The sequence below is a fragment of the Methylobacterium fujisawaense genome (assembly GCF_014138435.1).
GTDB classification, from domain to species: domain Bacteria; phylum Pseudomonadota; class Alphaproteobacteria; order Rhizobiales; family Beijerinckiaceae; genus Methylobacterium; species Methylobacterium fujisawaense.
This window is the reverse complement of sequence record NZ_JACJIM010000004.1, coordinates 140,409-162,733: the sequence shown is the minus strand read 5'-3', so window position 1 is coordinate 162,733 and position 22,325 is coordinate 140,409. Positions and strand designations below refer to the sequence as shown.

Genomic DNA, 22,325 nt, shown 5'->3' with positions numbered 1-22,325 from the left:
ATCAGGGGCCGGGTTCGACAAGCGATCGTCGCCCCGCGGCGCGCCCTCCCGCATTTCTGAGGGCCGGCGCCCGCCGGGGGGGGGCGCCGGCCGGCCAGGCCGGGTTCCCCGATCCGCGGGCCGGTCACCCGCGGCCGCTCAGCGGCGCTTGCGCGTCATCACGTAGACGAGGAGATTCGCCACCGCCCGGTAGAATTCCGCCGGGATTGCCTGATTGATCTCCACGTGGTCGTACATCGCCCGGGTCAGGGCCTTGTCGACGACCACCTCGATCCGGTTCCTCTCGGCGATCTCGCGGATGCGCAGGGCGATCAGGTCCGCCCCCTTGGCCAGCACCACCGGGGCGTCGCTCTCGCTCTGATCGTAGCGCAGCGCGATGGCGTAGTGCGTCGGGTTCGCCAGGATCATCGTGGCGCGGGGCACCGCCGCCATCATCTGCTTGCGCAGCCGGTCCTGCGCCAGCGAGCGCAGCCTGGCCTTCACAAGCGGGTCGCCCTCGAGCTGCTTGAACTCGTCCTTCAGCTCCTGTCGCGACATCCGCAGGTCACGCTGCCAGCGCAGGCGGGACCAGACCAGATCGCCCGCCACCAGCGCGATGGTCGCCACGCTGACGGCCGAGATCAGGCGGACCGACAGGGTCAGCAGGAACTCGGGCAGGCCGATCGGATCCACAAACATGGCGTCCACGATCTCGTACCGGTCTGCGCGCAGAACCATGAAGGACATGCCGCCGATCGCCAGAAACTTGAAGAGGCTCTTTCCGAACTCGACGAACCCCTGTGTACTGAAGATCCGCTTCCAGCCGCTCGCGGGCGAGATGCGAGACCATTGGGGCTGGATGCGATCAAACACGATGCGGGGCGCGTTCTGAAAGATCGAGGCGGCGATCCCGGCGACGAGCAGGATCACCAGAACCGGCAACAGGAACCGGCCCATTTCCAGGGCCAGGGCGTGAACGAGGCGCTTGGCGTCCGGGCTGGTCTCCACGCTGAAGTTGCGCGGCTGCTCGAGGAGCAGGGTGAGCCGCCGCACGAATGCAGCCCCCTGATCCCGCACCACGAACACGAGGAAGACCAGCAGGCCCATGATCGAGGCGAAGACCGGGGCCTCGCGCGAGAAGGGGGTATTGCCCTGCGCGACCGCGTCGCTGATCTTCTTCTCGCTGGCCGCCTCGGTTTTGCTCTCCTTGTCATCCGACATCGCGGCAGTCCCGCTCAGCGGATGTAGGTCTCATCCGAATCCGCCGAGCTGAGTTCGATCTCGCCTCGGGCGGCCATCTCGAGCGCCTGATCGGTGATCGCGCGGCGGGCCTCGTGCACATCCCGCTGCGAGGCGGGCTCGCCACCCTCGAGTTCGTGCTCCACCAGGCGCCGCGCGCGGGCCGTCAGGGCACTGAGCACGACGTTGCGCAGCTGTCCGCTCGTGCCCTTGAGCGCCAGGATGACCTTCTCGTGGGGGATCTGGTCGAACAGGGTCGTGCGGGCCCGCGGTGTCAGGTTGATGATGTCGTCGAAGGTGAAGAGCAGGCTCTTCAGGATCTCCGCCGATTTCGGGCGCGACTGCGTGAGGTTGTCCAGGACCTCCTCCATGCTCTGGCGCTCCATCTTGTTGATGATGTCGGCCATGCGCGAATGGGTATCCGCCGCGGCGTTGCGCGCCAGATTGATCATGAAGTCCTCGTGGATGGTCTGTTCGATCATCTTCATCGTGGTCTCGACGATCGGCTTGAACGTCAGCATGCGCCGCATGACCGCGTTGCGCATCGGCGCCGGGAGCTGGGCCATCACCTTGGCGGCACAGGCCGGCTTGACCTTCGACAGGATCAGGGCCGCGGTCTGCGGATGTTCCTTGATCAGGTAGGCGGCAAGAGCCGTCTCCGAGCCGTTCGAGATCCGGTCCCAGATCGACCGCTCCCCCCCGCCGAGCACATCGGCCATGATCTCGGCGATCTGCTCCGGAGGCAGGACCCCCTCCAGCAGCTTCTCCATCTCGCGGGCCGTCCCGATCAGGTTCGCCCCGTCGGCGAAGAAGGCCGCCAGCTGCTCGACGATCGTCTCGAGTTGCGGCTTGGGGACGGGTCCGAGCTGCGAGACGGCGCGCGTGATCTGCTTCAGTTCGGCCTGGTCGAAATACTTGACGAGCCGGCTGGCCGTCGTCTTCTTCATCGCGATGAGGACGGCCGCGACCTCCTCGGCAGGGGTCAGCACTCTTCGACCGACTTTGGTCATGGAACCTGCGGCCATGGCGCTGCTTCCTCTCAGCCGTTGGAATCGGCCGCTGCGGGACCGACGATTTCGGTGAGGGACACGCCGAAGCGGGAATTGTCATCCTCGACCACGACGACTTCGCCCCGGGCGATGACGCGGCCGTTCACGACGACGTCGACCGGTTCGCCCACGCGATGGTCCAGGGGAACGATCGCTCCTCGGCCCAGCTTCATCAGGTTGGCGACCGGCATCGTGGCCGATCCGAGGACCACCTGCATCAAGACCGGAATCCGGAGGATGGAATCGAGATTCCGGCCATGGCCCAAGCGCTCGTCCTGCGCCCGCTGGCCGTCGGCATGCGCCTCGATCTTGGCGAACAGGCTGTCGCTATGCCCACTCCCGGTCCCGGACTCGACATTCACGTGGTCTGCGGGGGATGACATCAAACGCTCCTCAAGGATGGGACGATTCGCGGCCGAGCCGCACCGGGACCGGCGGTCGCGGGGGAGGGTGGCCACGTCGGCTGAGCCGGCATCAGGCGCTCGTCAGGTTGCCGCCGACGGCAGGTTCAGGGCTCGCACTGCCGGGCTGTGCCGCGTTCGCCAGCCTGATCCGCTCCGCCTTCAGCTCGGCCAGGGCCACCTTGGCGCACTCGATCTCGCGGCTCAGATCTTCGAGGACGACACGCCCGTCCTGGGCGAAGGACTGGACGGCGTTGCTCGCGCCGACGAGGGCGGACGCGCTCCAATCGACCATGTCGCGGTACTGGGCATGATACCGGTCGAGCCGCTTCAGTCGCATGTACATCGGTACGAGGCAGGCGGTCGTCGCGACCAGGGCCGCGAACAGCAGAGCCTCAGCGAGAGAGAACATCATCGATAAATTCCTGATCCTGATCGATGAAGCGGTCCACGCGCAGGACGACGCCGCCCTCCTCCTGCCCGACATCGCACCAGAACAGATCGCGGTCGTTGCCGACCAGCTTGACACGGCTGCGCGGGGTCGCCCGCAGTTCTAGCACCTGTCCCACGCTGAGCTCGGCGATCTCGCCGAGCGTCAGCTGCTTCTCCTCCAGGATCGCCTTGAGGGTCACCGGCGTCTTCTGCACCTCGCCGGCGATCTGCTTCGTCCACCGGGAGTCCCGGGCGGAGGTCTCACCCACCAGGATCCGCGCCAGGCTCTGCCGCATCGGATTCAGGACGGATTGCGGGATGACGATGAACATCTCTCCGCCGCGATTGAGCGCCTGCAGGACGAACTTCGCCGCCACCGCTTGGTTGTTCCGGCGGCCGATGACGGCGAAATCCATTCGCAGCTCCGTCCGCTCGAGCTTGAACGGCGTGTCCGCCACCAGCGCGAATGCGGACTGCATCGCCTTGCCGATCTGCTCGAAGAGGCGCTGCGCGATCCGCATCTCGATATTCGAGAAGGATCGTTCCTCGTCGAGCGGCGGTTCGGAGCCGTCGGCACCGAGGAGCGCCTCCACCATCGTGAAGATGAAGTCGCGGTCGAAACCGACCAGGATGTGACTGTCCCATTCGGGCGCCTTGAAGATGCCGGCGACCGCGTTCGCCTCGTAGGGCTCCAGGATGTCTCCGAACCGCTGGCTCTCGACATTGCTCAGCGAGAAGTAGACCGGGGAGGCCGCGAGGTGGCGGAGCTGCTCCGCGCAGAACGTCGCGGCCCGGTCGAGGATCACGTGCAGCATCGGGAGGCGATCGAGGGAGAGCCCTGCGGCGTCCAGGAGCCGATCCCGGATGTCGTTGGCGACCGGTTGTTTGTCCATGATCAAGCCGCCTCACGCAGGGCGCTCTCGCTGCGCGGCGCGCCCGTGATCGTCGCGTTCTCCACCTCGTCGATCGTCGGCCGGTAGGCCGCCGTGATGGCCTTGCGGCCATGCTCAACGGCGATCTGCGGCAGCGCGCCGTTCATGAAGGCCAGCAGAGTCTGCTTGACGATGATGAAGACCCGGGCCTGTGCCTCGCGGGTCGTCTTCACCTTGTTGGCGAGCGGCGCCACGACGCTGTAGGAGACGAGAATGCCGGTGAAGGTGCCCACCAGAGCGGACCCGATCAGGCTTCCCAGCAGGGCGGGGGATTGGTCGAGCGCCCCCATCGCCTTCACGATACCGAGGATCGCCGCCACGATCCCCAGGGCTGGCAAGCCGTCGGCCATGTTCATCAGCGCGAAGTAGACCTTCAGCTTGTCGCCGCGGTGCGTCGCGATCTCCTCCTCCATCAGCGCCTCGATCTCGTAGGGCCGCGCATTGCCGACCAGAAGGAGACGGACATAGTCGCAGATGAACAGCGTCAGTTCCTGGTCGCGGGCCACGCGCGGATAGGCTTTGAAGATCTCGGACTCATCCGGTCTGTCCAAGTGACTTTCGACCTCGTTGCGCGGCTTTGACCGGAGTTCCCGTGTCAGCGCGAACAAAAGGCCGAGCAAGGAAAGGTAATCCTCCTGTCTCGGCTCCCGTGCGAACAGAGCATCCCGGACCGCACCGGCGGTGTCCATCACCACCCGCGCCGGGTTGGCGACGATGAACGCACCGATCGCGGCGCCCCCGACAATGATGAATTCGAAAGGCTGCCAGACCACCATGAGGTGGCCGCCCATGGCCCAGAAGCCGCCCGCGACACAGACCATCGCGGTCAGCAAGCCGATGATAACACCCACGTAGCGCCTCGACGTCGTATGGATCGCTACACCGGGCCGTAGACGGTCATGCTTGCGTCGGGCTGGAGCGATCTCGCGGCGCTCAAACGCAACACGTTTCGAGATCAACCGTGCAAGGCCCAGACAAGCTCCCGGCCCTAGGGCTGACGCCCAGCATCCGCGGCCTGTACATCTGCAGCTTTCGATATATCGGCAATCCGAATTCTTATTAATTCGTTCTGAACCCGATCCAACAAGATCAGGAACCCGGACATGACATCAACTTATCTGAATTACAAGCTTATATCTAGAGATATTACAAAAAATCTGAGCGAAAAAGCGTCGGAAAAGGCAAATTCTCGAGAGATAAAATATTACTCCGATCATATTTCCGAAATAAAATCAGTCGATGATTTCATCGGCAATGCGCGCATCTTCAATTTCGCCATGCAAGCCTTCGGCTTAGATGACATGGCTTACGCCAAGGGATTCATGAGAAAGATCCTGGCAGGGCCGCCTGACGCGAACGGAATGCGCTTGGTCGATCGCATTCAAGATGCGCGATTTCGAGAATTTGCGAACGCCTTCGACTTCCAAACCCACGGCGCCAACACAACGCAGCGTCCCGAGGCCAGGCAGGCACCGATCGCTTCTTATGTCCGCCAGAAGCTCGAGAGCGATGCCGGCCAGCAAGACGAGGGCACACGCCTGGCCCTGTACTTCAAGCGCCAGGCGGGAACGATCAAGTCCGCGTTCGGCATCCTGGCCGACAAGGCTTTGGCGGAAGTCGTTCGAACAGCCCTTGGACTTCCTCCCGAGATGGCGATGAGCAACCTTGATGCTCAGGCCGCCCTGATAAACCGGAAGCTCGACATCGCGAGCTTCAAAGATCCGGAAAAACTCGACAAATTCATCAAGCGCTTCACGATCATGTGGGATCAGAAGAACGATACGGCATCAACGCCGACGCTGTCGCTCTTCGGCGGGTCCGATTCGGGCTTCGACACCGGGCTCCTGCTCAAGCTGCAATCCATCCGGCTGGGGGGGCACTGACATGCAGGCGTCGCTTTACGTCACGCTGTCCGCCCAGATGGCGCTCGAACAGCGCCTGAACACCGTGGCGACCAACGTCGCCAATCTTGGGACCGCCGGCTACCGTGCGGAGGAGGTCAAGTTCGAGACGATCCTGTCCGAGGCGGGCGGGCGCGAGGTCGCGTTCACGACGCCGGGCGAGACCTTCCTGTCGCGCAAGGCCGGACCGCTCATCAAGACGGATTCGCCCCTCGACGTCGGCGTGCAGGGGGACGGCTGGCTGGCCGTGCGGGGTCCAGGAGGTCCGGTCTATACCCGCGACGGCCGGATGCAGGTCACGGCGGCCGGCGACCTGCAGGATCTGAGCGGGCGCCCGATCCTGGACCCCGGCGGTTCGCCCCTGACCGTCGATCCGGAAGGGCCCCCGATCACGATCGGACAGGACGGGATCATATCCCAAGGCCCTAATCAGATCGGCGCACTCGGCGTGTTCCGTCTGGACCCGGCCGCGAAACTCACCCGTGTCGCCGGCGGTGCCGTCGCGTCGGACAGGCCGGGCCAGCCGATTCTGGACTTCAATCAGCGCGACGCGACCACGGTCCGGGTCCAGCAGGGATTCCAGGAGGGGGCCAACGTCAATCCGGTGATGGAGATGTCCCGGCTCATCGAGATCACGCGCACCTTCCAGAATGCGGCCGCCGCGGTGGCCGAAACCGAATCCTCGCTGCAGGACGCGATCCGCGGCCTCGGCCCCAGCGCGTAAGCGACCGCCATCGTGGACTCCACAAGGCTGCCGCGTGCTGAGATGAGCATGAACGCCCTCGACCGGCTCGCCCGCGCGCTGGAGGACCGGGACGATCATCCCCTCGTCAGAGTCGGGGGAGTCGTCCGGGAGATCGGGTTCGGCCATTGCCGCATCCGCATCAACACCCCCCTGCTGAGGCTCGGCGATCGGATGCAGATCGAGACCGGCGGGCGGAATCTCGACGGCGAGGTCGTGCGGATCGACGAAGACGGGGCGATCCTCAAGCCGTTCGAGAGCCGGATCGGCGCCGGCCTCGGATCGCCCGCCTATCGCGTGCCGACCTCGGATCCCCGACCCTGCGAGGACTGGAAGGATCGCGTCATCAACGCCCTGGGGCAGCCCATCGACGGAAAGGGGCCGTTGGCCAAGGGCGCGCGGGCGATGCCGCTGGATGCCGATCCTCCGCCCGCGATGCTGCGGTCCCGGGTGAACCGGCCGCTTCCGACCGGCGTGCGGGCCATGGACCTGTTCACGCCGCTCTGCGCGGCGCAGCGCATCGGCATCTTCGCGGGCTCCGGGGTCGGGAAGACCACGCTGCTGTCCATGCTGGCCCGCTGCTCCGGATTCGACGCCGTGGTCGTCGCCCTGGTCGGCGAGCGCGGGCGCGAGGTTCGGGAGTTCCTCGAGGGCCCTGTCCAGGACAGTCGGTCCCGGTCGGTGGTCGTGGTCGCCACGGGCGACGAGAGCCCGATGATGCGCCGGCAGGCGCCGAAGCTCGCGTTCGCCGTCGCCGAGTATTTTCGCGATCAGGGCCAATCGGTCCTGCTCATCCTCGATTCGGTCACGCGCTTTGCCCATGCCGCCCGGGAGGTGGCCCTCGCGGCCGGCGAACCGCCAGTGGCACGGGGCTATCCGCCGAGCGTGTTCGGCGATCTGCCGCGTCTGCTGGAACGGGCCGGGCCGGGGACCGAGGGCGGCGGCACGATCACCGGCATCTTCTCGGTCCTGATCGACGGAGACGACCACAACGACCCGGTGGCCGACAGCATCCGCGGCACCCTCGACGGCCATATCGTCCTCGACCGGGCGATCGCCGATCAGGGCCGCTATCCGGCGATCAACCTGCTCGGCTCGATCTCACGCCTGGCCGACGTCGTGTGGACCCCGCAGCAGCGCGAACTCGTCCGCATGCTCAAGAGCCTGGTCGCGCGTTTCGAGGATTCCCGGGACCTGCGCCAGATGGGGGGATACCAGGCCGGAGCGGATCCGGAACTCGACCAAGCCGTCGTCTTGGTCCCGAAGATCTATGCGGCCCTCCGGCAGGATCCCACCGAGCCGCGCAGCCTCGACGCCTTCCTGGACCTCGCGAACGCGTTGCGAACCTGATCAACGGAGGCACGGGGCGGACCCGGATCCGAGGGGCGAGGGTCGATCGCCCGTGCCGATGGCAGGGCGTCACGAGGAACCGCGTCGCTCGCCGGCGCGGGTTCAGAAAAGCCGCTCGGAAAGCTTCGCGCAAGCGATCTCTGATCAGAGTCGGCCGAACATGATCAAACAACGGGGACGTTCGTCATGGGACTTTATGGTGTGCTGAACAGCGGCGTCTCCGGAATGAACGCCCAAACCAATCGACTTGGAACGGTTGCTGACAATATCCAGAATCAGAATACAACCGGCTACAAGCGCGCATCAACCGAGTTCTCGTCGCTCCTGATCGACCCGAACCCGGGATCCTACGAGTCCGGATCGGTCGATACGATCGTGCGACACGCGATCACGAGCCAGGGCACGAGATCCGCGACGACGTCCGCCACCGACCTCGCCGTCAACGGCAACGGGTTCTTCGTCGTCAAGGATCCCGGCGGCAGGACTTACCTGACCCGAGCCGGGAATTTCATCGAAGACGCGACAACCAAGGATCTCGTGAATGCAGCCGGCATGCACCTGATGGGCTACAGCCTGGCCTCGAGCGATCCGAAGGTCTCGCTGAACAGCTATGACGGGCTCGTGCCCGTCAACACGGCCAGCCTGTCCATGCAGGCCCGCCCCTCCACCATCGGAACGATCAGCGGCAACCTTCCTGCCGACGCGGCGATCGTCACGGGCGGGGCGAATTTCACGAAGGCGACCAACATAACCACCTATGACAATCTCGGCCACGCCGTCGTCGTCGATCTGTACTTCTCGAAGACGGCATCCAACACGTGGCAGGTCTTGGCCTACGATTCCAGCAAACCCGCGAGCTTTCCCGGATCACCGCTCGGCCAGACAAATCTGACGTTCGACAGCAACGGCAAGGTTCAAGGCCTGCCGAAACTGAACTTTACCGTTCCAAAGGGTCAGCCCATGTCTATCGACATGGCCAACATGACGGCTCTGGCAGGGGAATACACGATCACGGGGGGCGCCAACGGAAGCGCCCCGATGAGCGTCGTGGGAACGGACATCGACAGGGACGGGACGGTGTACGCCGTCTATCAGGACGGCAAGAAGGCGGCGGCCTTCAAGGTCCCGCTCGCCACTGTCGAGAGCCCGGACAATCTGAGTCCGCAGGCCGGCAATGTCTTCGATACCACCCCCAGTTCGGGCACGCCCCAGATCGGCTTCGCCACCGTCGGCGGCCGCGGGCAGATCCTGAAGGGCATGCTCGAAGAATCGAACGTCGATCTCGGAACCGAGCTGGCAACGATGATCCAATCGCAGACCAGCTACGGCGCCAATTCCAAAGTGTTTCAGACCGGCGCCGAAATGCTCGAACTCCTCGTGAACCTGAAGCGCTGAGCTGGAATAGAGGACGTTCCACATGGGCCTTTCCGTTGCACTGAACGCCGCGCGCGGATCCCTGCTCGCCAACGCGACCCAGACCGACGTCGTGTCGCGGAACATCGCCGGGGCCCACGATCCGGCCTATTCGCGAAAGATCGCATCGCTCGTCACGACGGACGGGCCGGTCCGGGTCGTCATCAACCGCGCCAGCAACACGGCGTTGTTCGATCGGATGATGAGCAGCACGTCGGAACTCGCCGGCTATGAGGCGATCCTGACCGGGCTCACCACGCTGGAGGGTACGGTCGGCGACACGGACGCGCAGCGCTCCATCGCCGCAAAGGTCGGTATCCTGAACTCGGCACTGGGCGATGCCGCCAACCAGCCGAACGACGTGAATCTGGCGAAGGCCGCCGTTGCGGCCGCGCGGGACCTCGCGCGCGCGCTGAACCAAGCGAGCGACACGGTGCAGGCCGCCCGGCTGAGCGCCGACCAGGAGATCGCCGAGTCCGTCGCCACGATCAACGACCTGCTCGGAAAGTTCGACGCGGCCAATAAGGCCGTCGTCCTCGGGACGGCGCGCGGCGACGATATCAGCGATGCGCTCGACAACAGGGACAAGATCCTCACCCAGTTGTCCCAGGAGATCGGCATCAGCACGGTCGTCCGTGAGAACAACGACATGGCGATCTACGCCGATAACGGCTCGCCCCTGTTCGAAAGACAGCCTCGGACGGTCACCTTCGAACCGACATCCGCCTTCGCGGCCGGGACGACCGGCAAGGCGGTGTTCATCGACGGGATGCGCGTGACCGGCAACGGCTCCCTGATGCCGCTGCAATCCGGCCGGATCGTGGGACAGATGACGATCCGCGACGAAGTCACGGTCACGTATCAGAAGCAGCTCGACGCCATCGCCGCCGGATTGATCAACGCCCTGTCGGAGACGGTCAAGACGTCCGCGATCGGTGCGGCCCGGGCCGGCCTGTTCACCTATCCCGGCGGCCCGGCGCTTCCCGGGGCAGGCATTACGGGGCTCGCCCACACCATCCGCGTCAACGCCGCAGCCGATCCCGAGCAGGGCGGCAACCCGTTCACGCTGCGCGACGGCGGCATGAATGCGGGGGCGCAATATCTGTACAACGACACGCAGGCCGCCGCCTTCTCCGATCACTTGAACGCCTTGCGCGCCGCCCTCGGCGCGGAGCGGCCCTTTGCGGCGGCCTCGGAACTGCCGGCCTCGGCATCCCTGCAAACCGCCGCGGCGGCGTCGGCGAGCTGGCTCGAAGCCGCCCGCAAGGCTGCGTCCCTCCAGGTCGACAAAGAATCAGCGGTGCTGGACAGCGCATCGACCGCGCTCTCGAACACGACCGGCGTGAACCGCGACGAGGAAGTCGCCTCGATGCTGCAGCTCGAGAAATCCTACGCGGCGTCCGCCAAGCTTATCGCGACCGTCAATGCGATGATCCAGTCTCTCCTTGATGCCGTGAGGTAGCGTCATGAAAACGAGCTACATCTCTACCGCCACGCTCTGGAACTCGCCCCGCGCCGGCGCCGCCCGGCTGGAAGCGGAGATCGCGAAGGCGAATGCCGAAATGGTGCAGGGCGGCCGATACGCCGATGTCGGCCTTGAGCTCGGCCACAGGACCGGAACAGACATCAATCTGAGACAGGAGGTCGACGACCTCAAGGCGCAACAGAGCCGCAACAACATAACCGGGCTCCGGGTCAGCGGCACCTACGATGCGCTGACCCAGATCCGGACGGACAGCGAGTCCTTCCTCGCCCTCGTCACCCCTGGAAAGCTGTTCAGCAGCAACGGGGCCGAGACGGTCAAGGAGGCGTCATCGCGACTCTCGGCGCTGATCGCGCATCTGAACTCCGCCGTCGCGGGCCAATTCCTGTTCTCCGGAATCGATACCGACCGACGCCCGATCGCGGATACGCAATCCGTGCCGCCGGCGGCTGCCAAGCTAGCCTTCGCGCAGGCGTTCCAAGCCGCCTTCGGCTTCGCGCCCGGAACGCTGCCGGCCGCGACCAACATCACGGCGACACAGATGCAGGCCTTCCTCGACGGCCCCGCATCCGCGCTCTTCGCCGACCCTCAATGGGGTGCGACATGGTCCGGTGCGTCGAACGTCAACATCCGCAGTGAACTCGCTGGCGGCGAAACGGCGGAGACATCCGTCAATGCCAACGTTCAGGCCGTTCGACAGCTCGCAATGCTGTATACGGTCGGTTCCGAAATCGGGCTGACCAGCCTCGCTCCATCGACGCAGTCGATCGTGTACGACAAGATGCGGGACTTGGCGAGCCATGCCGCATTCAACCTGACGCAGATCCAAGCCAGTGTCGGCATCGTTCAATCCAGAATGAAAGCCGCCGACAACCTGCTCGATTCCAAGATAAAATTCCTGACCCTCGGATACAGCAATCTCGAGAGCGTCGATCTCGCAGAACTCAGGACACGCCAGGAAAACCTGAAAGCCGACCTTCAGGTCTCGTACAGTCTGACGAGCGAGATGAGACGGATCAGTCTGATCGATTACGTCTGACAGTTTCGGATACGGTTTTGACCGCCGGGCGACACGCCAAGCGACGGCACATCACTGCGGCAACGCTTCAATTCGATAGGCAGATCGGCAATGTACGGCGCGTCCTACGCGGAAGCCTACACGGAAGTCTTGGACGATTCACCCACCCTCGCCCGGGAGCGGGAACGGGCGGCCTTCGATCGGGCCATCGCTCTGATGAAGGAGGCCGAGGCCGCCCCTGCATCGGCGGAACTGCGTCAGGAGGCCATCAGCTTCCTGCAGCGCCTCTGGAGCATGCTCATCGATGATCTCGCCAATCCCGAGAACGCGCTGCCGGCGCAATTGCGGGCGGACCTGATCTCCATCGGATTGTGGAACTTGAGCCAGACCGACCAGATCCTCCGCGGCGATGCGACGGGGTTCGAGGCGCTCATCTACGTCAATACGCTGATCCGCGATGGTCTCCAATGAGCCGCTCGATCAATCTCAGCCTGCGAGGCCAGGAGCGCATCTTCATCAACGGGGCCGTTCTCAGAGTGGACCGCAAGGTCACGATCGAGCTGCTCAACGACGCGACCTTTCTTCTCGAAGCCCATGTGCTGCAGGTCGAGCAGGCGAAGACGCCGCTGCGACAGCTCTACTTCATCGCCCAGGCCATGTTGATCGATCCCAGCAATGCCGGCCAAGTCCGACAGGCTTACGATAAAGTCGAGCAGGCGATCCTGGCTCAGACTCCTGATCGCGCCGTCGTTGCGGCGCTCGCAGCGGCGCGCGACCTCCTCAACAGGGGTCGGCCGTTCGAGGTCCTGCGGATGCTGCGCGGGGTCTTCGAACCGGAAGACGCGCCATCCCGACCGAACTCGAACAGTCTCACTCATCAGGTCGCCTGACGAACCGTCAGGGCATAGGCGCCGAAACCAGACGGAGGTCGATCCATGTCCATACCGGCAACCCAATCTACGAACCCGTCAACCGCGAATGTCGCGGCCCGAACGGCCTCGGCTGCGAAGCCGTCGACTCTGAACTACGACACCTTCCTCAGGCTCCTCATGGCGCAGATGAAGAACCAGGATCCCACGGCGCCGATGAAATCGACGGATTACATGGGCCAGCTCGCGACATTCTCGCAGGTCGAGCAGAGCGTGAACATGAATAGCAAGCTCGACGCCTTGCTCACCTCCTCGAGTCTGTCCCAGGCCAGCAATCTCATCGGGCACACCGTCACCTCCGCGGACGGATCGGTCACGGGAACAGTCACGTCCGCGCGGGTGACGAAGGACGGCCTGATCGTACATCTCGATAGCGGCCAGGATGTCCCCTACGAATCCGGACTGACCGTGTCCTAGAACCGTCCCCGGCCTGACGGCAGCCGGTCGGCGGCCCCAATGCCAAGGCATGCGCGATCGTTCGACGAGCCGGCATCCGCGTCATCGCAAGGTCTGCGGCGATCGCAGTCGACACGCCGGCCTGAACCGCCGGCCGCGGCCCAGCAGGGCGCGGCTTGGACGGGAATCGATGGGGCGCGCGGGCTGCTGCGATCCCGGCAGGCCTCCGATCCGACATCCGCAAGGGCTCGCGGAGGCGATGACGCCGGACCGTCGGCGCAGACCGAACTCACCCCATCAGACCGAGTCGAGCCCGTCTGCAGGCCAGACGGTTTCCGGCGAACGTCCCCCTTTCTCGAATGCCCCTGTGAGAATCCCCGTCCGGCCCCATGAACGAGATCGACGCCCTTGAACTCGTCCGCGCCGCCATCTGGACGATCATCGTCGCCTCGGGGCCGGCGGTCGGGGCCGCGATGGTGGTGGGGATCCTGATCGCCCTGTTCCAGGCGCTGACCCAGATCCAAGAGGTCACCCTCACCTTCGTCCCGAAGATCGTGGTCGTCCTGCTGGTGATGATCGTCAGCGGCTCCTTCGTGGGCGGCCAGATCTACGCCTTCACCGAGATGGTCTACGGCCGGATCGTGACGGGCTTCCGCGCGGTGTCGGAATGAGCGGCGTCGAAGGCGGAGGGGGGTCTGGGCGCGGCACGTCGGACGCGGCGGCGCGCAAGGCGCGCCGCCCGGGCATCGGAGCCGGGTGCGCGGACCGACGCCATGCAGGCGCAAGCTTGATGATCCAGAAGTCCCATCACGACACGAGGGGGTGAGAGCGTGGCATCGGCCGTACAAGCGCTCGCGCCGGACAGACGAATCCGGCGGGATGTCTGGTTCGCGATCGGCATCATCGCGATCCTCGCGATCCTGTTCCTGCCCGTTCCGGCCGTGCTGATCGATATCGGGCTGGCGCTCTCCATCGCCATCTCGGTGCTGATCCTCATGGTCGCGCTCTGGATCCACAAACCGCTGGAATTCTCGTCCTTTCCCACGATCCTGCTGATCGCGACGCTGCTGCGTCTGGCCCTCGGTATCGCGACGACGCGGCTGATCCTGTCCAACGGGGATGCGGGCGTCGACGCGGCCGGCCACGTCATCCAGGGCTTCTCGCAGTTCGTGATGAGCGGCGACTTCGTGATCGGGCTCGTGGTGTTCGCCATTCTGATCACGGTCAACTTCCTCGTGATCACCAAGGGCGCCACGCGCATCGCGGAGGTCGGCGCGCGCTTCACCCTGGACGCGATCCCCGGCAAGCAGATGGCGATCGACGCCGATCTCTCAGCCGGCCTCATCGACGACAAGGAGGCGCAGCGGCGTCGGCGCGAGCTGGAGGAGGAGAGCGCGTTCTTCGGATCCATGGACGGCGCCTCGAAGTTCGTGCGCGGCGAAGCCATCGCCAGCCTGATCGTCATCGCGGTCAACATCTTCGGCGGCATCATCATCGGCGTCACCCGTCACAGCCTGCCGCTGGGCAAGGCCGCCGACGTCTTCACCAAGCTCTCGGTCGGTGACGGACTCGTCTCGCAGATTCCGGCCCTCATCGTGTCCCTGGCCGCGGGCCTTCTCGTGTCCAAGGGGGGGACGCGCGGAACCGCCGAGCAGGCCGTCCTCGGCCAGCTCGGCGCATATCCGCGGGCGCTGTTCGTCGCCTCGGGTCTGATGCTGGTCTTCGCGATCCTGCCCGGGATGCCGTTCCTGCCCTTCGCCGTCCTGAGCGTCTTGATGGGCACCATCGCCTATCTGATCCCGCGCCGCCTCGCGGAGGCGCAATCGAAGGTCGATGCCGCGGTGAAGGCCAAGGAGCAGCAGCGTCTCCTTGAGCACCAGGAGAGCGAGGCCGTGAAGGACTCGCTGAAAACCGCCGAGATCGAGTTGCGGCTGGGCAAGCACCTCGCGGTTCAGATGCAGGGCGCGCAGAACGAACTGGCCCACCGGGTCGGCCGGATGCGCCGGAAGTTCGCGCAGCAATACGGATTCGTGGTTCCGGACATCAAGCTGGTCGAATCCCTGACGGTCCCGAGCAAGAGCTATGAGATCGCGATCCACGGAACCGTCATCGCCGCCCAGCAGATGCGCCCCGGCGAGACCATGATCGTCGTGGGTGACGGTCCGCTGCCCAGCATTGCCGGCGAGGAGGTGCGCGAGCCGGCCTTCGGCATGCGGGCCGTCTGGGTGCCGGATGCCTACGCCCAGGAGGCCCGGCGCGAGGGCTTCAGTCCGATCGACTGGCACTCCGTGATGCTGACCCATGTCAGCGAGGTGATCCGCAACAACCTGCCCCAGCTCCTCTCCTACAAGGACTTGAGGATGCTGATCGAGCGGCTCGATTCGGAATACAAGCGGCTGGTCGACGACATCTGTCCGTCGCAGATATCGTACTCAGGCCTGCAGGCCGTGCTCAAGCTGCTCCTCGCCGAGCGGGTCTCGATCCGGAACCTGCACCTGATCATCGAGGCCATCGCCGAGATCGTCCCCCATGCCCGCCGGGCGGAGCAGATCGCCGAGCATGTCCGGCTGCGGATCGCGCAGCAGATCTGCGGCGATCTCGCCGAGAACGGCGTCCTCAACGTCCTGCGCCTCGGCAGCCGCTGGGATCTCACCTTCCATCAAGGCCTCAAGCGCGACGCCAAGGGCGATGTGGTCGAGGTCGATCTCGATCCGCGGCTGATCGAGCAGTTCGGCGTCGAGGCCTCCGAGGCCATCCGCGCCCATTTGAAGACGTCGCACAAATTCGCCCTGGTCACGGCGCCGGAGGTGCGCAGCTACGTGCGGATGATCATCGAGCGCCTGTTTCCGACGGTCCCCGTGCTGTCGCATGTCGAGATCGCCCGCGGCGTTGAGATCAAGTCCCTCGGTACGATCTCCTGACCCCCGATGATCTCGGACACGATCCTCGGCGTCTTCGTGATCTTCTGTCGTGTCGGCGGGTGCCTGCTGGTGGCGCCGGGCCTGTCCAGTGCGCGGGTGGCCCCGCACATCCGCCTGTTCATCGCCCTGACCGTGACCTTGGCGGTGGCCCCCATGCTTCTGCCGAAACTCGGTTTGGGCCTGAGGGGTGCAGGGCCGGCCGACATTCTCTGGTGGGTCGGATGCGAGACGCTCACCGGGTTCGCCATCGGCTTCTTCGGCCGATCCTTCTATTTCGCGCTCGAAACCATGGGCAGCGCCCTGGCGACGATGATCGGTCTGGGAGGCATCCCGGGGAATCCCGTCGCCGAACACGAAGCGGCCTCCCTCGCCGGCTCGCTGATCATGATGGCGGCGACGGTGCTGGTGTTCAGCATGGACCTGCACTGGGAACTGTTCCGCGGATTGGTCGCCTCCTACGACCGCATCCCGGCCGGGAACCCGTTCGGCGCGCGGCCCATGCTGGCCGGCTACGTCGACCGGATCACGGCGGCCTTCGTCATGGCCGTTCGTGTGACGAGCCCGTTCATCATTTACTCCGTGCTGGTCAATCTCGCCCTGGGGCTCGCCAACAAGCTCACACCACAGATTCCGGTGTTCTTCATCGCGACACCGTTCATCCTGTTCGGCGGCCTCCTGCTGCTGATGGTCCTGTCCACGGATCTGCTCGGGCAGTTCGCCCTCGAGTACGGGCATTGGCTGAAGAGAGGCTGACATGCGGACACGCCTGAGCCGGGCGATGCGGCTGCTGCGCCTGCAGGACCGCATGCACCAGCTCGCCGAGCGGGACCTTGCCGCCCTGGACCGCCGGGTTCAGGCGGCCGACATGGCCCAGGCGGATCTGATTCGCGCCCTCAACGAAGCGTCTGCGTTTCACGAGCCGCTGCGCGCCACGGCGGTCGGGCGGCTGAGGCGCCTGGCGATTGAGGCCCAGGAGCTGCGCGCGGAACGCGACATCTCTGCACTGAGGCTGATGGAACGCTCCACGCAGCACAAGCGGACTGAGCTGTGGGTCGGACGCCTGGAGACCGCCCAGCGCCAGCACGCGGAGAAGCGGGATTGGGCGGAGCGCCTCGACCATCTGGGCCTCACCACGGAGGCAAGCCTCCGGTCAGCCAAGCCGGTTAACCTGCAGGACGAGCCAAGGTCTCCCGTGGGCCCGGCGGATGTGTCCAGCCTTGACGGCTGGGCTCGTCGCGATCGCAACAATCCGGATACGAGTACGCCGTGAGCGTCCAGCCTCCCTCCGATATCGTCCTCGACGTTGCGCGCGCGGCGGATCCCGCCCGCTATCAGGCCGCGGTCACCAAGCTCACCCAAGGCGCGCCCGGAACCTTCGCGGACGCCCTGGGAACGGCCTCGGGCAACCGGACCGGGTTCGCCGTAGCGCCGCAGCCGAGCGCCGATTCCGTGCTGACGCGGTTCCGCACGGCCGCAACCCTGCCGTCGCCCCGGACGAAGGGAACCCCCGCCCAGCAATTCGAGGCCTTCGTCCTTCAGACCTTCGTCGAATCGATGCTCCCGCAGGGCGCATCGGCGGTCTACGGCAAGGGCAATGCCGGGGCGATCTGGAAGTCGATGCTGGCCGAGCAGCTCGGCGCCCAGCTGGCCAAGGCCGGCGGCATCGGCATCGCCCGGATGATCGAGGCGTCACACCCGGACACCAGAGCCCCGGCCCCCGCGTCCCGGATCCCGGCGGTCTGACGCAACCCCGCTCCGCCCCACCGACACCCCGGACACGGATCATGCTGCTATCATCCCTGGCCCGCCTCGAAGCGACCATCGACGCCGAGACCACCTCTCTGACGGTGCACGACCTGCGGGATCAGGACGATTTCAACCGCCGCAAGAGTCAGAGCCTCGTAGAACTGGCTCGTCTCGGACGGACGATCAGCGCGGACCGGCTGAGCCCGCCCGAGATCGAGGGGCTGGAGCGGGTCCGCGCCAAGCTGCGACGCAACCACGAACTCCTGGGCATCCACTTGCGTGCCATGCAGGAGGTCTCGGATCTCGTCTCCACCATGATCCAGAGCGCGGAATCCGACGGCACCTACTCGGCCGTCCTGCGCTACCAGGAGTGACCGCGTGACTCGCATCGTCATCACCGGATTGTGGATCTGCGCCATCACGGTGCTGTCCAGCTACGCGGTGATCTCCTGGATACCGGCTTTGCCGAAACCCAAAGCCGAGGAGTATCTGGAGGGGCTGACCTATCAGAAGCTGCGCCCCCTCAACATTCCGATCATCGCGGATGGGAACGTCCAGGGCTACATCCTGGCCACGATCATCTTCACGGCCGACTCGCACCTGATCAAGGGCCTGGGCGTGACCCCGGAGCCGTTCGTGATGGACGAGTCGTTCCGCCAGATCTACAGCGACGGCGACCTCGATTTCCGCAATCTCAAGAAGTACGACATCAACAGGCGCCTGGACGAGATCAAACGACGTGTCAACGAGCGTCTTGGCTCCGAGATCGTGAAGGATGTGATGGTTGAGAACTTCAACTTCATCACCAAGAAGGACATCCGGAGCTGAGGCCCGGCGTCACGGGATTCAGCCGCGAGCCGCGGCGAGGCGGCGGAAGCCGGTGAGGCGGCCGGCGGTTTTCTCGCAGCGTGGGGCCTCCGCCCGTACCGGCATGAAGCGCGCCGGAGCCGCTCGACCCCGCTGCGGCCATGGGCGTTTCACGCGGGGCAGAGGGCGGGCTGTTCGCCGCGCCCGTCTTCGGGCTCGCCGGCCGGGCCGCCGTCCTCCTGATCGGCTTGCGGAGGCCCGGGCCGAAGAACCGCGGCCGGCCACCGCACGCCCGGGACTCGATCGATCGAGGGGAGCGCGCGCGGCAGCGCACGACCCTGTCCTGGCGCGATGCGGCGGGCGACGGCACGGCCGCGCGCCTCGGCAGCCGCCTGCACCCGGATCTTGCGATCCTACGACGGATCCCGAAGGCCCGTTCGACGCCTCCGTCCCGGGCCGAGGGGGGCGCTTCGTCGGGATGCCGCGGGCATCGGCGTCGGGGAGCCGGCCGAACCCACCTGTCAGGACGCCTCGGGCGACCGCAGGGACCCGGGGACGGACCCGGCCCTGCCGGCGCACGATCCTCATTCCGTGAGGCGACGCCGGAGCCCCACCGCCTCGACCGCGCGCATCAGCCGCGCGATGCCGTCCGAGGCGCCGGCGATGAGAAGGCCGCCGGCCACGCATCGCGCGCCCGATAGTGTGTAGCGGAGGCAGGGACCGGGCCGCGCCCGATGATGCGCACCCGCGCGCGGATGCGGAACCGGCGCCGGCGGTTCCGCCCATGGGCGATGCACCCCGATATCGTCGATCCGGCCGGCGAGGCCGTGGGGTACGATGTGCAGCCGTCGTTCGCCCCGAAGGCCGAAGATCCGATGCGATGGATCCAGGGCGACCACCACGCTGGGGTCGAAGTGCAGGAACCCTTCGACCGAGAGGGGACGGTCGCCCGTCAGGAACCGGTCGAAGACGGCCATCCCGGCGAGGTCGTTCAGCAGCACGAAGGCCCGGACATGGCGGTAGTCCGGCCCGTGGACGCTCGTCTCGATGAGATGCACGGCGGCCTCGCCGAGGGTGAGGGTCGCCAGGGCCGTTCCGACGCCCGCACCCGGCTCGCGGCCCTCCGGGATGGCGATGTTGTGGGCGCGCGCCGCCGCCGGATGCAGGCCGCGCGGACCGAAGGGCTCGGCCTGCGAGCCGCCCCGTTCCGTGATCCACCGCAGACCGCCCGTGGCGAACGTGAAGGAGGTGCAGTCCCGGTGATCCTGCGGGTGGATCTGCTCGGAGAAATCCGCCGTGAAGGCGGACCAGCCTGCGGCGGCGTCCGTCCGGCGCAGGAGAATGGTTCCGGACGGAATCGGGGCGCCGGGGAGGGGCCATGCGCCGCTCGTCGGCCCCACCGCCGGACCGGTCATCCAGGGGTGACGATGGGCGGCCGCAACGCGCCCCATCCAGCGATACCGGTCCGTATGCCCAGGGGCATCGTCGAAAGGCGGCAGGGCGCCGTCCGGCTCGAGCAGCGCGATCAGCCCGCCCCAGGCCCTCGCGAGGCGGAGGTCGAGGATGTCCGCCAGGGGGGCCAGATCCGGCCGGCCCTTCAGGACCGGCATCAGGACCAGGGCGAGCGTGAGGATCTCGAGTCTGCGGTGGTAGGATGGCTCCGTGACCGCCCCCTCGGGATCGATCATCGCCTCGAAGCCGCTGCGCAGGGCGATCATCGCGAGGTCGGTCCAGTGCCGCGCCATCGGAAAGGCCGGCAGGGTGACGCCGGCCGCCATCAGGGACGCCGCCACCTGCGCCTCCAGCAACGACCCCGCCACCGTGTGCTGGGCCAGGATCTCCGCCAGGGCCGCGGCATGCCGGACGATCTCGGCCCCAAGACGCTCGACGGCCGAACGGTCCGCCGCATCGCCATCCCGCATCGCAGCGCCCAGCAGGCACAGCATCGCCTCCAGGCGCATCGCCATGCAGGCGGGATGCAGGCTCAGCGTGTCGGCCGGCCGGCCCCAGGGATTCGCGCGGGACCAGGCCAGGGCGACAGCGACCGCCCGGTCCCGAACCGCGCGCTCAGGATTTCCGGCGGCCGCACAGGTCCAGGAGAGGGACTGGAACGCAAGGCGCCACGCATGCGACCGGAACGGATCGCTCCCCCAGTCCGGCACCTCCGGGAGCGCCCAGGCCGGGCAAGACGCGAGACTGACGGAACCGTCAGCCCAGGCCGCGGCGTCCGGCCCGTCCCGCAGGAGCGCGACGCTGCGCAACGGCGACGGCGCTTCCTCCAGAAGGGCGGGGTCGAGATAGGGCAGGATCGACCCCGCGGCGGCGCCCTGGGTTGGCCGCGGGGCGCCGAGGCGGCCGAGCAGATGCGCCAGGACGGCTTCGGCGTCCGGGCCGGCTTCCTCCGCAAGATTGGCCAAGCGCAACTCGTCGTCCAGGAACACGTCCGGTGCGGCGGCCAGTGCAAGGCGCGCATCCGGATCCCAGGTGGCGAAGCCGATCTCCACCGTCGCCGCCTGGGGGGGCGGCGAGACCTTCAGGGTGAAGCGGTAGGCCTCCCGGTGGACCGGGATGTCGAGGAAGGCGGGGATCGACAGGGTGGCCAGGGTACCGGGGTAGGGCGGCGGGATCGGGTTGCCCCGCGCGTCGCGGAAGGACACCTGAGCCAGGGCACCGTCCGACTGGCCCTGCGCGATGACCTGCCCCTTGAACACGAGGGCACGCCCGGGAACCAGCCCGTGCCGCAACCAGGCGGGCCGGGGACCGAGGACGATCCGGCTGTCCTGGCCGAACCAGCCCCGCGCCGATTCGGGGCCCCCGTCCTCAGGGTGGGCCGCGTCCGGAACGGCCTGCCGGATCTCCGGCTGCACGATCCGGAACGGGTGCGTGTTGCGCCAGCTCCTGATGGTCACGCCGACTTGGGAGGCGGGCGCCGGGAGATAGAAGCGGCAGCGGATGGGAGCGCCGATCGACCCCGCGCCGCCCTCCGACATCGGTCCGGCGATCCAGTCTCCGTGCGCGTCGATCGAGGTCCGCGCCAATCCCGGGATGCGGCCGAAATCGATCTCGGACTGATCCTGCGCGCGGAATGCGACACCGATCGCCGCGAAGTCCCGGACGCCCGGACATCCCTCGGCAGCAGCGCAGATCATGTATGCGTTGAACTCATACCAGCGGTCGCCGATCAAACGCTCGAACGCGAAGACGACCCGCGACCAGCGATTCCTGTTGCCAACCGCATGGCTCGCATCGGGCGCCTGTGCAGCGCCCGCGTCCGGTCGCGCCGAGTCGGGCGTGAAGGTGTGTCGTTCGGACATCGGCTCAGGCAGATCTCGCAGGATCGAAGCGTCGCTGGGCGCGTGCGATCATCTTGGCGGATCCCGCAATATGGGACGCACCATTCCGCAAACGCCATAAAATTCGATAAACTTTGCGATGATTCCTTTATTCTTGGATATCGCGCCTCAATTTTCGCTACAATTCTCTACGAATTTTCTTTGATAGAATCTCATAACAAGATGTTGACGCTGTCTCACGTTTGATCCATTGAGAAAATCAGGGAATCAAAGACGAAGAAAAGACAATTTTTG

General features: G+C 66.1%; 23 protein-coding genes. 16 read left to right on the top strand and 7 right to left on the bottom strand.

The genetic code is table 11. The features are described 5' to 3' along the window. Positions 1 to 138: 138 nt before the first annotated feature. The 6 genes from flhB to motA all read right to left on the bottom strand — a co-directional run bounded on the left by flhB (position 139) and on the right by motA (position 4,883). On the bottom strand, positions 139 to 1,200 hold the full coding sequence (flhB, locus tag GGQ91_RS13410) for a flagellar biosynthesis protein FlhB (protein ID WP_043379583.1): 1,062 nt from the start codon (positions 1,198 to 1,200) through the stop codon (positions 139 to 141). 14 nt (positions 1,201 to 1,214) lie between these two features. Beyond that, on the bottom strand, positions 1,215 to 2,243 hold the full coding sequence (locus GGQ91_RS13405; RefSeq protein WP_043348557.1) for a flagellar motor switch protein FliG: 1,029 nt from the start codon (positions 2,241 to 2,243) through the stop codon (positions 1,215 to 1,217). Between the two features lie 14 nt (positions 2,244 to 2,257). After that, on the bottom strand, positions 2,258 to 2,650 hold the full coding sequence (fliN, locus tag GGQ91_RS13400; protein ID WP_043348558.1) for a flagellar motor switch protein FliN: 393 nt from the start codon (positions 2,648 to 2,650) through the stop codon (positions 2,258 to 2,260). 91 nt (positions 2,651 to 2,741) lie between these two features. Continuing rightward, positions 2,742 to 3,083, bottom strand: a complete 342-nt coding sequence (locus GGQ91_RS13395) for a hypothetical protein (RefSeq protein ID WP_244538780.1) — start codon at positions 3,081 to 3,083, stop codon at positions 2,742 to 2,744. After that, positions 3,064 to 3,993, bottom strand: coding sequence for a flagellar motor switch protein FliM (locus GGQ91_RS13390; RefSeq protein ID WP_043348563.1), 930 nt, complete (start codon positions 3,991 to 3,993; stop codon positions 3,064 to 3,066). Before GGQ91_RS13390 ends, GGQ91_RS13395 begins: the two co-directional genes overlap by 20 nt. A gap of 2 nt (positions 3,994 to 3,995) precedes the next feature. Further along, a complete protein-coding gene (motA, locus tag GGQ91_RS13385; RefSeq protein WP_043379585.1) occupies positions 3,996 to 4,883 on the bottom strand; it encodes a flagellar motor stator protein MotA in 888 nt (295 codons plus the stop codon). A gap of 252 nt (positions 4,884 to 5,135) precedes the next feature. On the opposite strand from motA, the gene GGQ91_RS13380 reads away from it, so the two are divergent. The 16 genes from GGQ91_RS13380 to GGQ91_RS13305 all read left to right on the top strand — a co-directional run bounded on the left by GGQ91_RS13380 (position 5,136) and on the right by GGQ91_RS13305 (position 18,759). After that, positions 5,136 to 5,915 (top strand): DUF1217 domain-containing protein, encoded by a 780-nt coding sequence (locus GGQ91_RS13380; protein WP_182592192.1) that lies wholly within the window; start codon positions 5,136 to 5,138, stop codon positions 5,913 to 5,915. A gap of 1 nt (position 5,916) precedes the next feature. Beyond that, positions 5,917 to 6,657, top strand: a complete 741-nt coding sequence (flgF, locus tag GGQ91_RS13375; RefSeq protein ID WP_182592191.1) for a flagellar basal-body rod protein FlgF — start codon at positions 5,917 to 5,919, stop codon at positions 6,655 to 6,657. A gap of 42 nt (positions 6,658 to 6,699) precedes the next feature. Next, positions 6,700 to 8,025 (top strand): flagellar protein export ATPase FliI, encoded by a 1,326-nt coding sequence (gene fliI / locus GGQ91_RS13370; protein WP_081948567.1) that lies wholly within the window; start codon positions 6,700 to 6,702, stop codon positions 8,023 to 8,025. A 186-nt stretch (positions 8,026 to 8,211) separates the two neighbouring features. Beyond that, positions 8,212 to 9,420 (top strand): flagellar hook protein FlgE, encoded by a 1,209-nt coding sequence (locus GGQ91_RS13365; RefSeq protein WP_182592190.1) that lies wholly within the window; start codon positions 8,212 to 8,214, stop codon positions 9,418 to 9,420. A 22-nt stretch (positions 9,421 to 9,442) separates the two neighbouring features. After that, entirely contained in the window at positions 9,443 to 10,900 is a 1,458-nt protein-coding gene (gene flgK / locus GGQ91_RS13360) for a flagellar hook-associated protein FlgK (RefSeq protein WP_182592189.1), read from the top strand. 4 nt (positions 10,901 to 10,904) lie between these two features. Further along, positions 10,905 to 11,960, top strand: coding sequence for a flagellar hook-associated family protein (locus GGQ91_RS13355; protein WP_043379598.1), 1,056 nt, complete (start codon positions 10,905 to 10,907; stop codon positions 11,958 to 11,960). A 90-nt stretch (positions 11,961 to 12,050) separates the two neighbouring features. Then, the gene (gene flaF / locus GGQ91_RS13350; RefSeq protein ID WP_043348583.1) at positions 12,051 to 12,410 is read left to right on the top strand and encodes a flagellar biosynthesis regulator FlaF; all 360 of its coding nucleotides are present in this window, start codon (positions 12,051 to 12,053) and stop codon (positions 12,408 to 12,410) included. Continuing rightward, a complete protein-coding gene (flbT, locus tag GGQ91_RS13345; RefSeq protein WP_179698628.1) occupies positions 12,407 to 12,829 on the top strand; it encodes a flagellar biosynthesis repressor FlbT in 423 nt (140 codons plus the stop codon). The genes flaF and flbT overlap by 4 nt, the downstream gene beginning before the upstream one ends. 45 nt (positions 12,830 to 12,874) lie before the next feature. After that, on the top strand, positions 12,875 to 13,285 hold the full coding sequence (gene flgD / locus GGQ91_RS13340) for a flagellar hook assembly protein FlgD (protein WP_182592188.1): 411 nt from the start codon (positions 12,875 to 12,877) through the stop codon (positions 13,283 to 13,285). A gap of 368 nt (positions 13,286 to 13,653) precedes the next feature. Further along, on the top strand, positions 13,654 to 13,935 hold the full coding sequence (gene fliQ, locus GGQ91_RS13335) for a flagellar biosynthesis protein FliQ (RefSeq protein ID WP_043348590.1): 282 nt from the start codon (positions 13,654 to 13,656) through the stop codon (positions 13,933 to 13,935). A 159-nt stretch (positions 13,936 to 14,094) separates the two neighbouring features. After that, a complete protein-coding gene (gene flhA / locus GGQ91_RS13330) occupies positions 14,095 to 16,185 on the top strand; it encodes a flagellar biosynthesis protein FlhA (RefSeq protein ID WP_182592187.1) in 2,091 nt (696 codons plus the stop codon). 6 nt (positions 16,186 to 16,191) lie between these two features. Further along, the gene (gene fliR, locus GGQ91_RS13325) at positions 16,192 to 16,938 is read left to right on the top strand and encodes a flagellar biosynthesis protein FliR (protein ID WP_182592186.1); all 747 of its coding nucleotides are present in this window, start codon (positions 16,192 to 16,194) and stop codon (positions 16,936 to 16,938) included. 1 nt (position 16,939) lies between these two features. After that, positions 16,940 to 17,455 carry a hypothetical protein gene (locus GGQ91_RS13320; protein WP_182592185.1) on the top strand — a complete coding sequence of 172 codons (516 nt, stop codon included), beginning with the start codon at positions 16,940 to 16,942 and terminating at the stop codon, positions 17,453 to 17,455. Next, positions 17,452 to 17,928, top strand: a complete 477-nt coding sequence (locus GGQ91_RS28515; RefSeq protein WP_043357241.1) for a rod-binding protein — start codon at positions 17,452 to 17,454, stop codon at positions 17,926 to 17,928. Before GGQ91_RS13320 ends, GGQ91_RS28515 begins: the two co-directional genes overlap by 4 nt. 41 nt (positions 17,929 to 17,969) lie before the next feature. Next, complete coding sequence (locus tag GGQ91_RS13310) at positions 17,970 to 18,305, top strand: hypothetical protein (protein ID WP_043357243.1); 336 nt, start codon at positions 17,970 to 17,972, stop codon at positions 18,303 to 18,305. Positions 18,306 to 18,309: 4 nt separating this feature from the next. Next, positions 18,310 to 18,759, top strand: coding sequence for a hypothetical protein (locus GGQ91_RS13305; protein ID WP_182592184.1), 450 nt, complete (start codon positions 18,310 to 18,312; stop codon positions 18,757 to 18,759). 563 nt (positions 18,760 to 19,322) lie between these two features. Here the strand turns inward: GGQ91_RS13305 and GGQ91_RS13300 are convergent. After that, on the bottom strand, positions 19,323 to 22,052 hold the full coding sequence (locus tag GGQ91_RS13300) for a heparinase (protein ID WP_182592183.1): 2,730 nt from the start codon (positions 22,050 to 22,052) through the stop codon (positions 19,323 to 19,325). Between the last annotated feature and the right edge of the window lie 273 nt (positions 22,053 to 22,325).